Source organism: Nocardia seriolae NBRC 15557, assembly GCF_007990715.1.
GTDB lineage: Bacteria > Actinomycetota > Actinomycetes > Mycobacteriales > Mycobacteriaceae > Nocardia > Nocardia seriolae.
Genome location: NZ_BJWY01000045.1, coordinates 1 through 17,858 on the forward strand (window position 1 = coordinate 1; position 17,858 = coordinate 17,858).

Annotated in this window: 16 protein-coding genes and 1 pseudogene; 10 read left to right on the forward strand and 7 right to left on the reverse strand. The window is 68.4% G+C overall.

Annotated features, from left to right (window positions below):
- Positions 1–4 precede the first annotated feature (4 nt).
- Positions 5–934, reverse strand: a complete 930-nt coding sequence (locus tag NS2_RS15875; protein WP_033091042.1) for an AraC family transcriptional regulator — start codon at positions 932–934, stop codon at positions 5–7.
- Between the two features lie 147 nt (positions 935–1,081).
- On the opposite strand from NS2_RS15875, the gene NS2_RS15880 reads away from it, so the two are divergent.
- Positions 1,082–2,119 (forward strand): saccharopine dehydrogenase family protein, encoded by a 1,038-nt coding sequence (locus NS2_RS15880; RefSeq protein ID WP_033091041.1) that lies wholly within the window; start codon positions 1,082–1,084, stop codon positions 2,117–2,119.
- 89 nt (positions 2,120–2,208) lie between these two features.
- On the opposite strand, the gene NS2_RS15885 is transcribed toward NS2_RS15880, so the two are convergent.
- The 3 genes from NS2_RS15885 to NS2_RS15895 all read right to left on the reverse strand — a co-directional run bounded on the left by NS2_RS15885 (position 2,209) and on the right by NS2_RS15895 (position 4,790).
- A complete protein-coding gene (locus NS2_RS15885; protein WP_155239566.1) occupies positions 2,209–2,880 on the reverse strand; it encodes a TetR/AcrR family transcriptional regulator in 672 nt (223 codons plus the stop codon).
- On the reverse strand, positions 2,864–4,009 hold the full coding sequence (locus NS2_RS15890; RefSeq protein ID WP_033091036.1) for an acyl-CoA dehydrogenase family protein: 1,146 nt from the start codon (positions 4,007–4,009) through the stop codon (positions 2,864–2,866). Before NS2_RS15890 ends, NS2_RS15885 begins: the two co-directional genes overlap by 17 nt.
- Positions 4,010–4,094: 85 nt before the next feature.
- Positions 4,095–4,790, reverse strand: coding sequence for a TetR/AcrR family transcriptional regulator (locus NS2_RS15895; protein ID WP_228102810.1), 696 nt, complete (start codon positions 4,788–4,790; stop codon positions 4,095–4,097).
- A gap of 123 nt (positions 4,791–4,913) precedes the next feature.
- Here NS2_RS15895 and NS2_RS15900 point away from each other — a divergent pair, with 123 nt between their 5' ends.
- The 6 genes and pseudogenes from NS2_RS15900 (at position 4,914) to NS2_RS15925 (ending at position 10,465) form a co-directional block, all read left to right on the forward strand.
- A complete protein-coding gene (locus NS2_RS15900; protein WP_033091035.1) occupies positions 4,914–5,129 on the forward strand; it encodes a hypothetical protein in 216 nt (71 codons plus the stop codon).
- Positions 5,126–6,658 (forward strand): hypothetical protein, encoded by a 1,533-nt coding sequence (locus NS2_RS15905; protein ID WP_096490557.1) that lies wholly within the window; start codon positions 5,126–5,128, stop codon positions 6,656–6,658. Before NS2_RS15900 ends, NS2_RS15905 begins: the two co-directional genes overlap by 4 nt.
- A 117-nt stretch (positions 6,659–6,775) precedes the next feature.
- Positions 6,776–8,236: an SDR family NAD(P)-dependent oxidoreductase gene (locus NS2_RS15910; protein WP_045437807.1), complete on the forward strand. Its 1,461-nt coding sequence runs from the start codon at positions 6,776–6,778 to the stop codon at positions 8,234–8,236.
- 196 nt (positions 8,237–8,432) lie between these two features.
- Positions 8,433–9,209, forward strand: a complete 777-nt coding sequence (locus NS2_RS15915; RefSeq protein WP_147207197.1) for an O-methyltransferase — start codon at positions 8,433–8,435, stop codon at positions 9,207–9,209.
- Between the two features lie 19 nt (positions 9,210–9,228).
- Positions 9,229–9,609 (forward strand): DUF2784 domain-containing protein, encoded by a 381-nt coding sequence (locus NS2_RS15920; protein WP_033091032.1) that lies wholly within the window; start codon positions 9,229–9,231, stop codon positions 9,607–9,609.
- 80 nt (positions 9,610–9,689) lie between these two features.
- A pseudogene (locus tag NS2_RS15925) lies at positions 9,690–10,465 on the forward strand (O-methyltransferase).
- 23 nt (positions 10,466–10,488) lie between these two features.
- Here NS2_RS15925 and NS2_RS15930 read toward each other — a convergent pair.
- Together NS2_RS15930 and NS2_RS15935 are read right to left on the reverse strand one after the other, a co-directional pair.
- Positions 10,489–11,850 (reverse strand): cytochrome P450, encoded by a 1,362-nt coding sequence (locus NS2_RS15930; RefSeq protein ID WP_033091031.1) that lies wholly within the window; start codon positions 11,848–11,850, stop codon positions 10,489–10,491.
- 62 nt (positions 11,851–11,912) lie between these two features.
- Positions 11,913–12,701, reverse strand: a complete 789-nt coding sequence (locus NS2_RS15935) for a thioesterase II family protein (protein ID WP_045437810.1) — start codon at positions 12,699–12,701, stop codon at positions 11,913–11,915.
- A gap of 281 nt (positions 12,702–12,982) precedes the next feature.
- On the opposite strand from NS2_RS15935, the gene NS2_RS15940 reads away from it, so the two are divergent.
- On the forward strand, positions 12,983–14,137 hold the full coding sequence (locus NS2_RS15940; protein WP_306455133.1) for a CoA transferase: 1,155 nt from the start codon (positions 12,983–12,985) through the stop codon (positions 14,135–14,137).
- A gap of 190 nt (positions 14,138–14,327) precedes the next feature.
- Complete coding sequence (locus NS2_RS15945; protein ID WP_235263976.1) at positions 14,328–15,872, forward strand: MFS transporter; 1,545 nt, start codon at positions 14,328–14,330, stop codon at positions 15,870–15,872.
- A 22-nt stretch (positions 15,873–15,894) separates the two neighbouring features.
- Here the strand turns inward: NS2_RS15945 and NS2_RS15950 are convergent, their stop codons facing one another.
- Positions 15,895–16,467, reverse strand: coding sequence for a TetR/AcrR family transcriptional regulator (locus tag NS2_RS15950; protein ID WP_033089522.1), 573 nt, complete (start codon positions 16,465–16,467; stop codon positions 15,895–15,897).
- A 104-nt stretch (positions 16,468–16,571) separates the two neighbouring features.
- Here NS2_RS15950 and NS2_RS15955 point away from each other — a divergent pair, with 104 nt between their 5' ends.
- Entirely contained in the window at positions 16,572–17,777 is a 1,206-nt protein-coding gene (locus tag NS2_RS15955) for an FAD-dependent monooxygenase (protein WP_033089521.1), read from the forward strand.
- The last annotated feature ends 81 nt before the right edge of the window (positions 17,778–17,858 follow it).

Sequence of the window (17,858 nt, forward strand, 5' to 3'; positions counted from 1 at the left end):
AGTACTAGGCGGCCTCGGCGCGGGACCGGAATCGTCCGGGTGCCAGCCCGAATTCGCGTCTGAACGCCTTGGCGAACGCGTATTCGGAGGTGTACCCGGACTTTTCGGCGATCACCCGCAGCAGGGCGTCGGAGTCGCGCAGCATGCGGGCCGCACAAGTCATGCGCCACCAGGTCAGGTAGGTCAGCGGGCCGGTGCCCAGGGTGGCGGTGAAGCGCTGCGCGAACACCGAACGGGACACACCCGCGCGGGCGGCCAGCGACTGCACCGTCCAGGGTGCGCCCGGCTGCTCGTGAATGGCCGACAGGGCCGCATAGATCACCGGATCCCGCAGCGCCGCAACCCATCCGGAGTCGGCCGGGTGGGCCTCGTGCCAGGCGCGCAGCATGAACAGCAGCAGCACCTCCAGCAGCGGCGCGATCGCCCCGGACCCCTCGCTGGTATCGATCTCGTGGCCGAGCAGATCGATCGCGCCGCGCAGCGGACTGTACTGGCCGACCCGGGCGAGCAGGTGGACCACATCGGGCAGCTCGGCCAGCGCGGGATGGGTGCGCGAGGCGTCGAGAGAGTAGGCACCGCACAGCAAAATCGTCTCGGCCCCCGACTCCCCTGGACGCTGCCCGGACGCGCCGCCCGGGCTGTCGCCGCCGTCGGGGCCGTTGCCACCGAGGGCCGGGCGGTCGCCGAAGGCGTGTGGGCCATCGCCGATGGCGTGCCCGCGGCTGCGCGGCAGGAACGCCACGTCCCCGACTTGGAGGTGGATCGGTTCTCCGTCGTCGGGCCGCAGCCAGCACGAACCTTGCAGCACCACATGGAATCCCGCGCTGTTGCCCGACGCCGGGAAGTGGGTGTACCAGGATCCGCGCTGCACGGTGCGGTTGGAATGCGGAATGCCCATCCGCATCGCGGCGACCGCGTCGCTGAGAATGTCCACCATCTCACGGTACCGGCGTGCGCACCCGCGCCGGACGATCGGACATCGGAACCGGATTTCCGAGCATGGTTCGTCCGGGCAGCAGCTCATAGCGTGAATCGCGAGCCGAGTCCCGGCTCCTGCCCTCACCCGATGGAGTTGTCCCCCATGCGTATTGCCGTTCACGGCGCGAGTGGTTTCACCGGTTCGCTCATCGTCGCCGAACTCGTTCGCCGCGATCTCACCCCGGTCCTGGTCGGCCGCGACGCGGCGCGGTTGCGCCGCGTCGCCGAGCGCACCGGTCGCCCCGACGCCGAGGTCCGGGTGGCCGAGCTCGACGACACCGCCGCTCTGGCCGCCTGTTTCGCCGACTGCGACGCGGTGATCAATGCCGCCGGGCCGTTCACCCTGTGGGGCGAACCGGTGGTGCGCGCCGCCATCGCCGCACGCCGCCCCTACCTCGACACCACCGGCGAGCCCGCCTACCTGCGCACGATCCTCGACACCTACGACGAACCGGCGAAACAGGCCGGGATCACGATCATCCCGGCCGTCACCGACGACGGCGTACCCGGCGACCTGATCGCCGCTCTCGTCGCGGCCCGGCTCACCGCGCCGATCACCGAGGTCAGGGTCGCCGATCTACGCCGCCCCGGCGCGGCCTCGCGCGGGACGGCCCGGTCGATGGCCGCCATCGTGGTGCTCGACCCGGTCGAATACCGCGGCGGGGATTGGCAATCGGTGCGCGGATCGGCCTCCCCCGTGCACGAACCCGGAGAGAGCGAGCCGGTGCCGGTGACCGCGCTGGCGCTGCCCGGGGTGTACACCATCCCCCGTCACCTCGACACCCCGGCCGTGCGCGGTCTGATCCGTGCCGAGATGGGCGAGATCTTCGCGGGACTCAGTGGCGAAGTCGCCGAGACGATTCCGGAGATCCCGGACCCGGCCACCCTCGCCGGGTCACGCTGGTGCATGCTGGCCGAGGCCACCGACGCCGAGGGTCACCGCGCCCGCGGCTGGGTCACCGGATTCGACCCGTACACCTCGACCGCGATCATCGCCGTGGAGGCCGCCCGCCGCCTGATCGCCGACGGCGCACCCGCCGGAACCCTGGCCCCCGCACAGGCTTTCGACCCCGCCGCCTTCCTCGACCACCTGCGCACCGCGGCCATCACCTGGCAGGTCGAACAGCTCGCCGCCGTGTGATCCACCGCCCGAACAAGATCAGGGAGTTCCCACCGGGGAAATCTGTCCGATTCCCCTCGCTGGGAACTCCCTGATCTTGACGCACGGACTCAGGTTGCGGCGTCGACCTTGGGGAAGGTGTCGGTCACCAGGGTGAGCAGGGCGTCGGCAAGCAGGTGGTGGACCTGGCCGCGGGTCAGGCTGCCGCGCACGATCCACTCGCGGCCGGCCGCCTTGACCAGGCCGCCGTAACAGCGCACCAGCGCCCGCAATTCGGCCGAATGCAGCGAATCCGACAGGCCCATCATCTGGACCATGCGGTCGGCGGCGGCGTAGTCGGCCTCGTCGAGGATGCGCTGCACCTCCGGATCGTCGCCCACGCCCTCGTGGCCGGTGACCTTGACCCAGGTGCTGCCGTGCTCGCCGATGGTGTCGAGCAGCCAGGCCACACTCGCGTCCACCCGCTCCCGGATGGTGCCGCCGGGCACGACCATGCGCTCGGGGCGCGGCAGGGTCACCATGCGCCGCACCACCGCCAGATACAGGTCGCGCTTGTTGCCGAAGTAGTGGTTGATCAGCCCGCGCGCCACCCCGGCCCGCTGGGCCAGCTCGGCGGTGGACACCGCGGCATACGGGCGTTCGCCGAACATGTCGATGGCGCAGGACAGGATCTGCGCCCGGCGTTCGTCGGGTTCGAGCCGGCGGCGCCGCGACGGCGCGTCCGAGGGGTCCTCGGACGCGGTCGGCTCGATGGTGGTCTCGACTTCAGAGTGAGCGGGCAATGAGATCCTTCATCACCTCGTTGGCTCCCGCGAGGATTCGCAGGACCCGAGCGCCGGTGTACAGCTGGGAGATCGGGTATTCGGTCATGTATCCATAGCCGCCGAAGAACTGCAGGCAGCGATCCACCACATTACCGAGCTGATCGGTCAACCAGTATTTCGACATGGCCGCGGTCGGAATATCGAGCTCACCGCGCAGGTGCTTGGTGATGCAATCGTCGAGGAACACCCGGGCGACCTTGGCGATGGTCGCGCACTCGGCCAGCTCGAACCGCGTGTTCTGCATGGCGAACAGCGGCTTGCCGAACGCCTCGCGGCCCTTGGTGTAGTCGACGGTCAGCTGCACGGCCTTCTCGGTCATGGCAACCGCGAGGATCGCGGTGACCAGGCGCTCCTGGGCCAGCATCTGCATCATCTGATAGAACCCCTGGCCCTCGGCCTGCCCCAGCAGATTCGAGGCCGGCACCCGCAGCCCGTCGAAGAACAGCTCCGCGGTGTCCTGCGCCTTGCCGCCGATCTTGGACAGAATGCGGCCGCGCTTGAAACCGGGCGTCTCGTCCGACACCTCGGCGAAGATCAGCGAGACACCCGAGGCGCCCTGGGTGGGGTCGGTCTTGCAGGCGAGGATGATGCCGTCGCACAACCAGCCGTTGGAGATGAAGATCTTCGAGCCGGTGATCACGTACTCGTCGCCCTCGCGCACCGCGCGCGTCTTGATGTTCTGCAGATCCGAGCCGGTACCCGGCTCGGTCATGCCGATCGAGAGCACCATCTCACCGCTGGCCGCCTTGGGCAGCACGCGCCGCTTGAGCTCCTCGGACCCGAACTCGTGGATGTAGGGCGCGATGATCGAGGAGTGCACCGACATGCCCAGCGAGCCGTCCCCGGCATGGGTCTGGGCCTCGATGATGGCCGCCTCGTGGGCGAAAGTGCCGCCGCCGCCCCCGTATTCGGTCGGGATGGCCGCGCACAGCAGGCCCAGTTCACCGGCACGGTTGTAGAGCTTGCGGTCGGGATGGCCCTGCGCGATGAACTTCTCGGTGTGCGGAATCACCTCCTTCTCGAAGAAGGTGCTCGCCAGTCCTCGTACCGCCTCGACCTCGTCGTCGCTCCATGCGGGGCGTGCCATCGTGTGCTTCCTTCGCTCGCGTGAGGGTGCGCGTCAGCGCCTCGCCCCCAGCCTGCACGCCTATTGGCGGTGTGTCAACAATGTGTCAACGATCGGCCGACCGCGCCTGACCCAGCTCCGCGAAGGCCGTGAAGATCGGCGATTCCCCATCCGCCTCGATACCCTGGCGACGCAGAAACCCATCGATCAAACCCCACACCAGCTCGGCCGCCTGATCGATGAACTCCGCCGTCCGCTCCGGCGAGGGCGCATCCGAATCCGACAGCCACAGATCGGTGATCGACACCACCGCCCCGATCAACGCCCGCGACAGATAATCCAGACCCCGCGTATCCAGGGGCACCGCCTCGGCCACCGAACGCGCCAGCTTCTCCAACCGCCGCGCCGCATCCCGGCCCAGATCCAGTTGCAGCACACCGGCACCCGACTGCTGCAACACCGGAGCCTGCCCCAGATACCGGAACACATTGGGATGCTCCAGAATCCCGTTCGCATACTCGGTGAAGATGCGCCGCAACGCCTGCCGCGGCGGCTGCAACATCAAAGTCATATCCGCGCCCGCCGCCGCGAACGCCTGCCGCGACATCCGCGCCGCGATCTCGGTGAACAGATCACCCTTGTCGGCGAACTGTCGATACAGCCGCGGCTTGGTGATCTGCGCTTCCCTGGCGATGTCGTCCATGCTCGGGCGCGGGCCAGCCCGATCGATCACCCGGATCGCCGCGTCCACGATCTCCTCACGGGTCACCATCCGCGCCGTCCCGGCACTGCTACGAGCCACCCGCGCAGCATACACGTACCGTCGGTACGGCTCGTTTCGACGACAATGCCACTTGATTTCCGACAGAACGTACTGCCAGTATCAATCAACGTACCGGCAGTACGCACAACCGGAAAGCAGCCGATGTCAGACGCAGCACGCCAACTCAGCGACACCCTGCGAGCACCCCTGCCCGCAGCATTCGACCAGCTCAGCGACACCGCACTGGCCGAACTCGACCGCCTCCTCAACGACGCGCTCGTGCGCCACGGCGCAAACCTCGACACCGCCATCGGCCACTCCCTCGAGATCGTCCCGCGCCTCATGCGCCCGGCCATCAAGAAAGCCCTGGGACTATGAGCGACCACCTCGCCGCCGTCGCGGAAACCACCAAACTCGCACGCGTCCTGGGCATCTCCGACCCCATCGAACTCGACTTCCTCGTCGACCTGCCACCCGCGGCCATCCGCGAATACCGCGAACGCGTCACCGACCGGCTCTTCGACCGCGACACCAAACGCCTGCGCGGCATCGCCGCCGCCAGCAAGATCGTCCCCGTCGCCCTCAGCTCCAAAATGGCCGAACGTGCCTTCGGACCCGTCCTGTGCGCCGCCGTCGCCAGCGCCGTCGAACCCCACCGCGCCGTCGACATCGCCAAACACCTCAACGCGACCTTCCTGGCCGAATGCGCCGTCCAACTCGACCCCCGCCGCACCGCCGACATCATCGCCGCCGTCCCGGCCAAAATGGTCACCGACGTTGCGCGCGAACTACTCTCACGCGGCGACCACATCACCATGGGCCGCTTCGTCCACGTCGTCCCCGAACCCGCCCTGCGCGCCGCCGCCCCCGTCATGAGCGACCCCGACCTGCTCCGCATCGGCTTCCTGCTCGAAGACAAAACCGCCATCGACCGCGTCCTGCACATCGTCGCCGACCGCGTCGCCGGCGTCATCCGCTCGGCCTACGACCAGAACATGTGGGCCGAAGGCATCGACCTGCTCGACTCCATCGCACCCCACAACCGCGCCTGGATCGGCGACATCACCGCCGGACTCGGCGGCGAAGTCCTCGACGCCCTCATCAACGCCGTCGCCGAACTCGACGCCTGGGCCACCCTGCTGCCCATCACCAGCGCCATGAGCCACGACAGCCTGCGCCTGTTCGCCGAACGACCCGCCGTCCACGGCGAAACCACCCTCGCCGCCATCATGGACGCCGCCCTCGACGGCGGCCAATGGGTCAACCTGCTACCGCTGGCCTCCCTGCTCCCGCCCGCACAACTCGCCTTCATCGCCGCCCGCGTCGGCGACCAGAACGACGACCGCCTCGGCGAACTCATCCGCGACGCCCACGCCGCCGCCCTCTGGGCCGCCATGATCCCGGTCGCCCTCGCCCTCACCGACGACAACCGCCGCCGCTTCGCCGGACTGCCCATCATGACCGAACCCGAAGTCCTCACCGCGATCATCACCGCCACCGCCGACCACGACCTCTGGTCACAGGCCCTGCCCCTGGTCGACGCACTGCCCGAGGACACCAAACCCACCCTCGCCGCCCTCATCGGCGACCTCACCCGCGAGCAACTGCTCGCCGCCGTCCTCACCGCCTCCCGCGGCGACAACATCCACACCCTCGTCGACATCGCCCTGGCCCAGGACCAGCCCGGCCGCGCCCGCATCCTCCAACTCATCGACGGCATGGACGACATCGAGGAATTCCTCTCCGCCCTCACCACCGACACCCCGGACGTGGTGTGGCAGGCCCTCATTCAGGTCCACGACGAAATCCCCGCCCGCCTGCTCGCACAGCTCGCCGAACGCGCCCGCGAACTCGGACGCGACGACGACGCCAACAAACTCGAACCCGTCCCGGCCACAACGCAATAAGGGGTTCCGACCCAACGCGCGCTCTCGGGGGCTTCACCCCTGAAACCCCCGAGAGCCGCGCAATGGGAGAATGGGCCGGTCCAAACACCCCCGCACGAAGGATCGACACCCTCCCCGATGGCCGACCAGACCACCCCGGCACCACCGACCGACACCCCGGCCATCGACCCCGACGAGCTGGCCATCTGTCTGCGCGTACTCGAGCAGGCCGGACAACTCGACAAGCAACACCCCGACTCCCTCACCGTGCAGCGCGCCGTCGGGCACATGTTCAAGAAGTTCAAGCAGACCAAGCGCCTCGCCGCCCGCGACGCCGTCTCCGCCGCCGACCGCGAAGTCGTCGCCGCCACCGCTACCGGCTCGCCCAATCGCATCGACGACGAAACCGCCGGGATTCCGATCAGCTCCACCACCGCCGACGGCAGCGCCGGTACCCTGCTGCGACCGCGCCCCTGCTACATATGCAAACAGCGCTATACCCGCGTGGACGCCTTCTATCACCAGCTCTGCCCCGAATGCGCGGCCAAGAGCCACGCCAAACGCGATGCCCGCACCGACCTCACCGGACGCCGCGCCCTGCTCACCGGCGGCCGCGCCAAGATCGGCATGTACATCGCGCTGCGCCTGCTGCGCGACGGCGCACACCTGACCATCACCACGCGCTTCCCCAATGACGCCATCCGCCGCTTCGCCGCCCAGCCCGACAGCGCCGACTGGCTGCACCGACTACGCATCGTCGGCATCGACCTGCGCGACCCCGCCCAGGTCGTCGCACTCGCCGATGACGTTGCCGCACAAGGCCCGCTCGACATCCTGATCAACAACGCCGCCCAGACCGTGCGCCGCAGCACCGGCGCCTACAGCGCCCTGGTGGAAGCCGAGAACGGGCCGCTGCCCGCGGGCGAACTGCCCGACGTGATCAGTTTCGGCAAGACCATGCAGGCCCACCCGACCGCGCTCACCGCCTCGCTCACCCCCGACCTCACCGCCGCCGACATCACCGACCTCGCTCTGGTCGCGGGATCGGCCACGCCCGAACGCATTTCGCGCGGCGTCGCCATCGACGCCGGCGGCCTGGTCCCCGATCTCGCGCACACCAACAGCTGGGTGCAGAACGTCGGCGAGGTCGACGCCACCGAGCTGCTCGAAGTCCAGCTGTGCAACTCGGTCGCCCCGTTCATCCTGATCTCGCGGCTGCGCCCGGCCATGGCCGCCGCGGCCGCACCCCGCAAGTACGTCGTGAACGTCTCGGCCATGGAAGGCGTCTTCGCGCGCGGCTACAAGGGCGCGGGCCACCCGCACACCAATATGGCCAAGGCCGCGCTGAACATGCTGACCCGCACCAGCGCCCGCGAAATGTTCGAGTCCGACAAGATCCTGATGACCGCCGTGGACACCGGCTGGATCACCGACGAACGCCCGCACTACACCAAGATCCGCCTCGCCGAGGAGGGCTTCCACGCACCCCTCGATCTGGTCGACGGCGCGGCCCGGGTGTACGACCCCATCGTCCGCGGCGAAGCCGGAGACGACCTCTTCGGCTGCTTCCTCAAGGACTACGAACCCTCCAACTGGTAACCGAACCTTCCGAACCCTGCTCCCTCCCCTCTATGTGGTTTTTGAGGTGAGGGAGCAGGGTCGTAATAATGTCTGAAATAGGTGACTCATGTTTAGATGCGCATATCTGCGTACCAGTATGTTTGTTTCTGCTTTCCCTGGCTCCGAAGCGGGCCCATAATCGACCCACCCCCAACACCGAGGACAGGGGAATCCAATGGCAACCAGATCACTCGCCACGACCTTGCGGGACCGACTCCCCTTCCTGCGCTGGTCGATGCTCCGATTCCTGCTCAGCGGGCGGACCTTCAACCGGACCGGGCAGGTCGGCGACGGACGGGAAAGGGCGGCACGGGATTTCGTGCTCGCAAACTCCCCCGCCGGCGATCCGGACAAGGTGCTCGCGGCCTTCGACGACTTCGCCCGCAACCACAGCATCCTGGTGAACATCGGCGACGAGAAGGTCCTGATTCTCGATGCCGCGCTACGCAAGACCGCGCCGAAGCTGCTGCTCGAACTGGGCGGCTACTGCGGATACAGCGCGATCCGCACCGCCCGGCTGCTCGGCGACGACGCCCACCTGGTCTCGGTCGACATGAATCCCGACAATGCCGATATCGCACGCTCCCTGCTGGCCCATGCGGGTCTGGCCGACCGGGTGACCGTGGTGGTCGGAACCATCGGCGACGGCGGCCAGACCGTCAAACTCCTGGCCGACCAGCACGGATTCGGCCCCGGCACACTCGATTTCATCTTCCTCGACCACGACAAGAGCGCCTACCTCCCGGACCTGAAGACCATCGCGGACGCGGGCTGGCTGCATCCGGGCAGTGTCGTGGTCGCCGACAATGTCGGCATCCCCGGCGCCCCGGCCTACCACGCCTACATGCGCGAATCCGAGGGCACCACCTGGCGCACCACCGAGCACCGCACCCACACCGAATACCAGTCGCTGTTCAAGGATCTGGTCCTGGAATCGGAATACCTGGGCTGATCGCTCCTATCCTGGGTGCATGGGATACCGGCTGCTCGCCGATGCGACCGCGGTCGTGCATTTCGCGTTCGTGGCCTATGTCGTGCTGGGCGGATTCCTGGCCTGGCGGTGGCGGCGGACGATCTGGCTGCATGTGCTGGCGTTCGGGTGGGGGTTCAGCACGGTGCTCTTCAAGGTGGAGTGCCCGCTGACGAATCTGGAGAACTGGGCGCGGCACCGGGCGGGTGAGGCGGGGCTGCCGTCGAGCGGGTTCATCGACCACTACATCACCGGCGTGCTCTACCCGCGCAGCGCGCTCGAGGAAGTGCGGGTGCTGGTGGTGGTGTGCGTCGTGGTGTCGTGGGTGGGGTGGTATCTGCTCGAGCGGCGGCGCGCCGCCAAATCCACTGCCGCCAGCTGATTTTCAGCGAACACCGAGTGGCACCCGCGGTGCGGGGCGGGCATAATCGCGTAGCTGTCAATGCGATTGAAGGGGTATTCATGGGTGGCACATCGATCGGTGCGGTCCTGCTCGAGCGGGTGGTTTATCCGGTGCGCGCGGCCATAAGCACCGTCCGGGGTATCGGGAACTTCACCCGCACCGGGCAATTCGGTGACGGTCGCGAGGCCGCGGTCCGCGACCACGTGCTGGCCGATGCCGAGCAGGGCGATCCCCAGAGCGTGCTGGACGCCATCGACCGATTCGCTCGCACGCGCAGCAATCTGGTGAACGTGGGCGACGAGAAGGGCCTGCTGCTCGATGCGGCCGTGCGCCGGGCGAACCCGAAGCTGGCGCTGGAGCTGGGCACCTATGTCGGGTACAGCGCGGTGCGCACGGCGCGCGCCCTGCCCGAGGGCGCGCGGCTGATCTCGGTCGAATTCAGCGCTGCCAATGCCGAGGTCGCGCGCGCGATCATCGCGCACGCCGGGTTCGCCGATCGGGTGACCGTCGTGGTCGGGACCATCGGGGACGGCGGTGAGACCGTCGAGCGTCTCGCGGAAGAGTACGGAATCACTGCGGGCTCGGTCGATTTCATCTTCGTCGACCACGACAAGTCCGCCTACCTGGCCGACCTGAAGACCATCCTGGAAGCGGGCTGGCTGCACCCCGGCACCCTCGTGGTCGCCGACAATATGCGCATCCCGGGCGCGCCGACTACCTGGCGTACATGCGCGAGGCCGAGGGCAAGACCTGGCGCACCATCGAGCACGACACCCACATCGAGTACCAGTCCCTGCTCAAGGACCGGGTACTCGAGTCGGAATACCTCGGCTGAGACTCGGCTCGGGGCAGAGCGTTTCAGCGACGCCGCAGAGTCAGGGGCAGATCGTCCTTCGGCAGCGGCGTCGCACTCATGTCCAGGGGCATCACGTAGTCCTGCGGCACCTCCCACTCGTAGGCGCGCAGCAGCTGGTGCACGATCGTCTTGATCTCGAGGCCCGCGAAATGCTGGCCGATGCACTTGTGCGCGCCCGCCCCGAAGGGGGCCCAGGCCACCCGGTGGTTCTTGTGCTCGGCGCGCTCGTCGGAGAACCGCTCGGGATCGAATTCGTCGGGCTGCGACCAGATGTCGGGGCGGCGGTGGTTGACGCTGATGGGCACCACCACGAACGATCCCTTGGGCACGAAGTACCCGCACACCTCGGTGTCCTGCTGCACGGCGCGCGGGAAGATCTGCACCGGCGTGCACAGCCGGGTGGTCTCCTTGATGATCCAGTCCAGCTCGGTCAGCTCGGCGAGCTCGTCGTAGCCGAGTTCGAAGGGCAGCTCCAGGGACCGCTCTCGGGCGCGCTTCTGCCATTCCGGGTATTTCGCCAGGTTGTAGACGACGCCGGAGAGCGTGGTCGTGGTGGTGTCGTGGGCCGCGGCCAGCAGGAAGATCATGTGGTTCACGATGTCCTGATCGGTGAACTTCTCACCGTCCTCGCTCGCGGCCTGGCACAGCATGGACAGCAGGTCCGTGCCCGGGTTCGCACGGGACTCGGTAATGCGCTCGGCGAGGAAGGCCGCCATGGTCTTGCGCGCCCGCATGCCCCGCCACCACCGATTGCCCGGAATCGCGACGCGCACCATCGCGCCGCCGGCATGGAGAATGTCCATGGTCGCGCCGCAGATGCGTTCGGCCTCCGCGCGCGGCAGCCGTGCGCCCATGAACACCTCGAGCACGATGTCGAGGGTCAGGCGCTGCAGGTGCCGGTGCACGAGCACCGGATTGCCCGCGGCCACACTACCTTCGGGCAGCTTGCTCAGGTGCCGGTCGGCGATCTCGTGCATATCCTTCAGATACGAGACGAGCGCGCCGCGGCCGAAGGCCTGCTGCATGATCGACCGGTGCGCCCGGTGCTCGTCGAAATCCAGCCGGACCAGACCGCGATCGAAGAACGGTCCCTGCAGCGGGGCCCAGGCCGGACCGTTGGCGAACACCCGGTCCTTGTTCATCAGGATCCGCTGGGCGGCTTCGGGACCATTGGCGATGATCCACTTGTCGCCGAACATGTTCAGCACGTACAGCGGACCGTAGGCCGCCTCGTCCTCGCGGGCCGCGCCGCTGGGGTCCTTGCGCTGCCGCAGCAACTGGCCGACCCAGTGCGTCGCCGGTCCGCTGATCCGCTTCAGCTCGCTGCCCGGCGGCGGCGCGGCGACGAATTGTGTTCTGGGCATGGGAAACCCCCTCCTGCTACGAAGACGCAACGGAGGAAGCTACCCGCACGCACGCGAGGTCCTCAACTCGAGCGGCCCGGCACCGTCCCTGCCAGCGTGCGAGTGATCAAATCGACTATCGCCGTCAGGTTTTCGGGCAGATCCAGGTAGAAGTGGCCGCCCGGGAAGGTGGCCAGGTCGAATCCGGCCGCGGTGTAGTCGCGCCACTCCCCCGCCTGCGCGGCCGACGTGGTGGGATCCGAGCTTCTGACCAGCGCGGTGATCGCGGTCCGCAGGGGCGCGCCCGGCGCGTGGCGGTAGGTCTCCACCGCGCGATAGTCGTTGCGCACGGCGGGCAGCACCAGTTCGGCCAGGCCCGGCTCGTCGCGCAGGATGCGCACCGATTCCGGATCGTTCGACAGCCGTTCGAGTTCGGCGATGAGCCCGGCGTCGGGCCCCTCGTGCACCCGCGAGGTCTCCTCGAAAGCCGGTGCGGGACGGCCGGACACGAACAGGTGGCTGACCGCGCGCCCGCCCGCCTCCACCCGGCGCGCGGTCTCGTAGGCGACGGTCGCGCCCATGCTGTGCCCGAAGATGGCCAGGCGCACATCCCGCGGCCAGGCCAGCAGATCCGCCGCGGCCCGCTCGGCCAGTTCGGTGAGCACCGGCACCGGCGCGTCGGCGAGGCGATCCAGACGCCCCGGATACTGGACGCCGAATACCGCGGCGCCCGAACCGAAACGCTGGGCCAATGCCCGATAGGCGGTGACCGAGCCGCCGCCGGGCGGGAAGCACACCAGCACGGTGCGTGCGGCGGGATCGGACTTCAGGGCTCGCAGCCAGGCGGTTCCGGGGAGATCGGTGACGGTCACCCGAACGAGTATGCCGTGAGAAATGCCACCGCGGTCGGTCCCCGCCCCGGTATTAGAGTCGGACGGTGGCTACCTACGACGAGCTGGTCCGCGACTACGAAGCCGGTATCGGGGTGCGCGGCGAGCCGCTGCCACCGGTGGATCCGGGCGCGAATCTGGCTGCGGCGCTGCCGGTCTGAGCGCTGGCGGGCGGCGCGGTCGCCGCCTTCGCCACCGCCGCGGACCGCTGGCGCGCGAGCCTCGGCCTGCCGCCGGAACGCAGCCGGATCGAGCCGGGCCGGGTGGCGGCCGCCTTCGCCAGCGAACGCCTGTTCCGCCTGGATGGGCAACGGCCCGACGTCTTCGCAGAGCTGTCCGGCTTCTTCAGGACTGCGGACGCATGGGTGCGCACGCACGCGAACTATTCGCACCACCGCGCGCGGCTCCTCGCAGCATTGGATCTCTCCGCCGAAACCGCCCGCGACGAATTCGCCCGCCGCGCGGCCACTCTCGGCGCGGCGGATATCGAACAGCGCGCCGCCGAACACGGCGCCATCGCGGTCCGGGTGCGCACCGAGGGAGAATGGGCCGACAGTCCACAGGGCAAAGCGGCGGCATCCGGCCCGCTGGTCGCCATCGAGCCGCGCGGCGATCGGGGTGAGGTCCGATCACCCGGTGCCGCAACCCGGCCGCTTCCGCTGCGCGGGGTGCGCGTACTCGATCTGACCCGGGTGATCGCGGGGCCGGTGGCAACGCGGGCATTGGCCCTGCTCGGGGCCGATGTGCTGCGCGTCGACCCGCCACGGCTACCCGAAATCGGCTGGCAGTTCCTGGACACCTGTCAGGGGAAGCGCTCCACTGTAGTCGATTTGCGTACCGATCTTCCTGTTTTACGCGAATTGATCAGCAATGCAGACATAATCATCTCGGGTTACCGACCGGGCAGCTTGGAACGCCTCGGAGTACGGCCGGGTGAAATTCGGCCGGGAATTGTGCACGGGCGAGTTTCGGCCTGGGGTGAATCCGGGCCGTGGGGCGATCGGCGAGGTTTCGACAGCATCGTACAGGCAGCTTCGGGAATTTCGCTCATCGAAGGCACACAACAAAATTCGCACGATCAACTGCCGGTCGGCGCGCTCCCGGTACAGGCCCTCGATCACGCGAGCGGGTATCTGCTCGCGGCGGGTGCATTGGACGCACTGCGGGACGCCAGGGCCGACAGCCAGGGGCGCGATGTCCGGGTCGCCCTGGCCCGCACGGGATCCTGGCTGCTCAGGGCTCCGGGACGGACCCCGGATCACCCCCCGGCACCGGCTCCCGCGGCCGGATATGCCGTGACTCACGGTGCCGTGACGACCGCCGCGCCCGCGCTGGCCGAGTATTCGGATCATCCTTGGCCCGCTCCGGATTACGGTTCGGGCACCGCCGAGTGGGAAGTCCGACCAGACGGTTCGTAGCGCGCTCGAATGTATACAACCCGATGCACGTACACCCGTAAGCACATCCGCGAAAAAGGCCAATTCGCCATGTAATTAAGACCTTTCGACACGCCGCGCTTGTCCCCCGCGTTGCGTTAATAAATGAGACCCTGAAAACGACACCAATATTGTCGGCTCCTATGTCGACATGCGGATGGAGGACGTCATCGTGGACACACCTGCTCCCTTGCTCACCGCCGCCGACGATGCCGGTACCGCGGTAGGGCGCAGGGAATGGGCCGGATTGGCTGTGCTGGCGCTCGCCTGCCTGGTGTATTCGATGGACCTCACCGTGCTACATCTGGCGGTGCCGCAGATCAGCGAGGTGCTGCGCCCCACCAGCTCCCAATTGCTCTGGATCATCGACGTCTACGGGTTTCTGGTGGCCGGGTTGTTGCTCACCATGGGCACCATCGGCGATCGGATCGGCCGCAGACGACTATTGATGGTCGGGGCCGCCGCCTTCGCCGCGATCTCGGTGATCGCCGCCTTCGCTCCCTCGGCCCCGGTCCTGATCGGCTGCCGCGCCCTGCTGGGCGTTGCCGGAGCAACCCTCGCACCCTCCACACTCTCGTTGATATTCACCATGTTTCGCGATCCGGGCCAGCGTTCGGTCGCGGTCGGGGTCTGGGTGGGGTCCTATTCGGTGGGCGGTTCGATCGGGCCGCTGGCGGGCGGGATCATGCTCGAGCACTTCTGGTGGGGTTCGGTGTTCCTGCTGGCCGTGCCGGTCATGGTGCTGCTGATCGTGCTGGCCCCGCGGGTGCTGCCGGAGTTCCGCGATCCCGACGCCGGGCGACTGGACCTGGTCAGCGCGGCGCTGTGCACGACCGCGGTGCTGCTGGTGGTCTTCGGCATGAAGAAGGCGGCCCAGGACGGACCCGGGCCGGCCGCGCTCTCGGCCTTGACGGCGGGTCTCGGCATCGGCGCGGTCTTCGTGAAACGCCAGCTCGATACGCCCGAGCCGATGCTGGATCTGCGGCTGTTCCGGCTGGGCAGCTTCCGCACCGCGCTGACCATCAATATGGTCGCCATCTTCGTGGCGTTCGGGTACGCGCTGTTCGTCGGCCAGTATTTCCAACTGGTGCTGGGCATGTCGCCGCTGCGGGCCGGGATCGCCACCATCCCGGCCGGATTGGGCTTCATGGTCGGCTCGCAGCTGGGGCCGCGGATCATGAAGGTGATGCGGCCCGCGTACATGATCGGCGTGGGCATGGCCATGGCGGCGGCCGGGCTGCTGCTGCTGACCCGGATCACCGCCACCGGGGGCGTGGAACTCACCATCGCCGCCTCGCTGCTGGTGTCCTTCGGTCTGGCACCGGTTTTCGGCATCACCACCGAGCTCATCGTCGGCACCGCGCCGCCGGAGCAGGCCGGGGCGGCCTCGGGGCTCGCGGAGACCGGCGCCGAATTCGGGGGCGCGCTCGGCATTTCCATTCTGGGCAGCATCAGCATCGCCATCTACCGCAGCCAGCTCGACAGCCATCTGCCCTGCGGACTGGAGGACGGCGACGCTCACGCCGCGCGCGACACGCTCGGTGCGGCAATGCAAGTCGCCAAGACCCTGCCCGGCAAGGTGGGCGGGGCGGTGGCGGAGGCGGCCAAGCACGCCTTTCTCGCGGGAATGCATCTCACCGCTGCCATTGCCGCCGGGGCCGCGCTGCTGCTGGCCGTCATCGCCATGACCCGGCTGCGCCACGTGCCGCCGGGCTGAGTTCGGTTGCCGCGCAGGGGGTTCACTTACCGCGCAGGGTCGCCACTGCCGTCCGCAGCGCATCGCCGTCCAGCAGTTCGGCGGTGGGCGCGATCAGCTTCTGCACCGCGAGCCCCTGGAACAGCAGGAACAGCAGCTGCCCGACCGCGGCCGCCTCGTCCTCGCTCAGCTCCGGATGGGACTGCCGGACGGTCGCGGCGATATCGCGGTGCGCGATCGCGCTGGCCTGGGCCATGAAAACCTGTTGCTCGGGATCGCGGGCGATCTGTATACCGTTCTCGGTGCTGAGCAGTATTCCGTCCCGATTGCGGTGCACCACTTCGACGAATCCGTTCCACGTATCGGCCAGCGACTCCCACAGGGTCCGGCCCTCCCCCGCGTCCCGGATGGCCGCCTCCATACCGTCACCGATCTCCGAGCCGACCCCGATGGTGATGGCCTCGGTGACCAATTTGTCCTTCGAGCCGAAGTGGTAGCCGATTGCGGCCAGGCTCACCCCGGCGGCCGAGGCGATGTCACGGGCGGTCACCTTGGCGAGACCGCGGGCCAGCACGGCCCGGCGAGCACCCTCCAGCAGGTCTTCTCGATTTCCCATAACCCCACCCTACCTGTGTATTAGACATTTGTTCTAGACAGTCGTGTCAAAGTCTGTTAGACATATGTCTTAGACGGACGTACACGCCTCAACCGGGAGTTCCCATGACCACCACCCCCCGCATCCTCGTCGTCGGCGGCGGCATCGCCGGCAATACCGTTGCCCTGCAGCTGCTTCGGGCCGGCATCTCCACCACCGTCGTCGAGCGGGCCACCGCTCCCCGGCCGGGCGGTCAGGCGGTCGATCTGCGCACCGCCAGCCGTGAGGTCGCCGAGCGCATGGGCCTCATGCCCGGCATCCGCAAGCTGCAGGTGCACGAGCACGGCTGGGCCTATGTCACCGAGAGCGGCAAAACCTACGCCCGCATCGATGTCGCCATGTTCGACGGCGAGGGCCCCGCGGCCGAGATCGAGATCTCCCGCGGTGACCTCAACCAGGTGCTGCTGGATCAGATCGCCGAGGTCGGCGGGCCGCTGGACTATCGCTACGGCGACTGGGTCGAGCACATCGACCAGGACGCCACGGGCGCCGAGGTCACCTTCGCCTCCGGCAGCACCGAGCGCTTCGAACTGGTCATCGCCGCCGACGGCGTGCACTCGGCCACCCGGCGCATGGTCTTCGGTCCCGAGGAACAGTTCACCTCGCACCTGGGCGGCTACATGGCCTTCTTCACCATGTCCACCCCCGCCGACGCCGAGCAGGGCTGGCTGACCGGATGCTCGATTCCCAGCGCCTCCTTCGCGATTCGCCCCGATCGAGACCCGGCCACCGCCAAGGCCATCATCACGCTGCGCCAGGACTACGACCCGGCGCTGCGCCGCGACCCGGCCGCCCAGCAGGCCCGGATTCGCGAAACGCTCACCGGCGCGGGCTGGAAGGCCTCGACCATCCTCGCGGCCATGACCACCACGCCCGACTTCTACTTCGATCAGCTCGCCCGCGTCGACGTGCCGGACCTGTCCGCGGGCCGCGTCACCCTGCTCGGGGACGCCGGGTACTGCGGTTCCCCGCTGACCGGCATGGGCACCGCCATGGCCATCGTCGGCGCGTACGTGCTGGCCGGCGAAATCGCCGCCAGCCCGGGCGATCTCGGGCGCGCCCAGGCCCGTTATCAGGAGCTGGTCACGCCGTTCCTGGACAAGGCCAAGGAGCTGCCCGGCGGCGGCATCAAGATGATGCTGCCGACCTCCAAGCTGGGCACCGCCATGGCGCGGGTGAACTGGCGGGTCATGACTTCCAAGGTGATGCTCCCGCTCACCAAGAAGCTCTTCGCGCCCGGCACGGCCGACTACGTCCTGCCGAACTACTGAGACCGGGTGTGCCGCCGATGCCGCTGGCACCCTCTGGAGTCGGTGCCAGCACCGTGCCGGTTACCCTCGAACCCGTGCGGC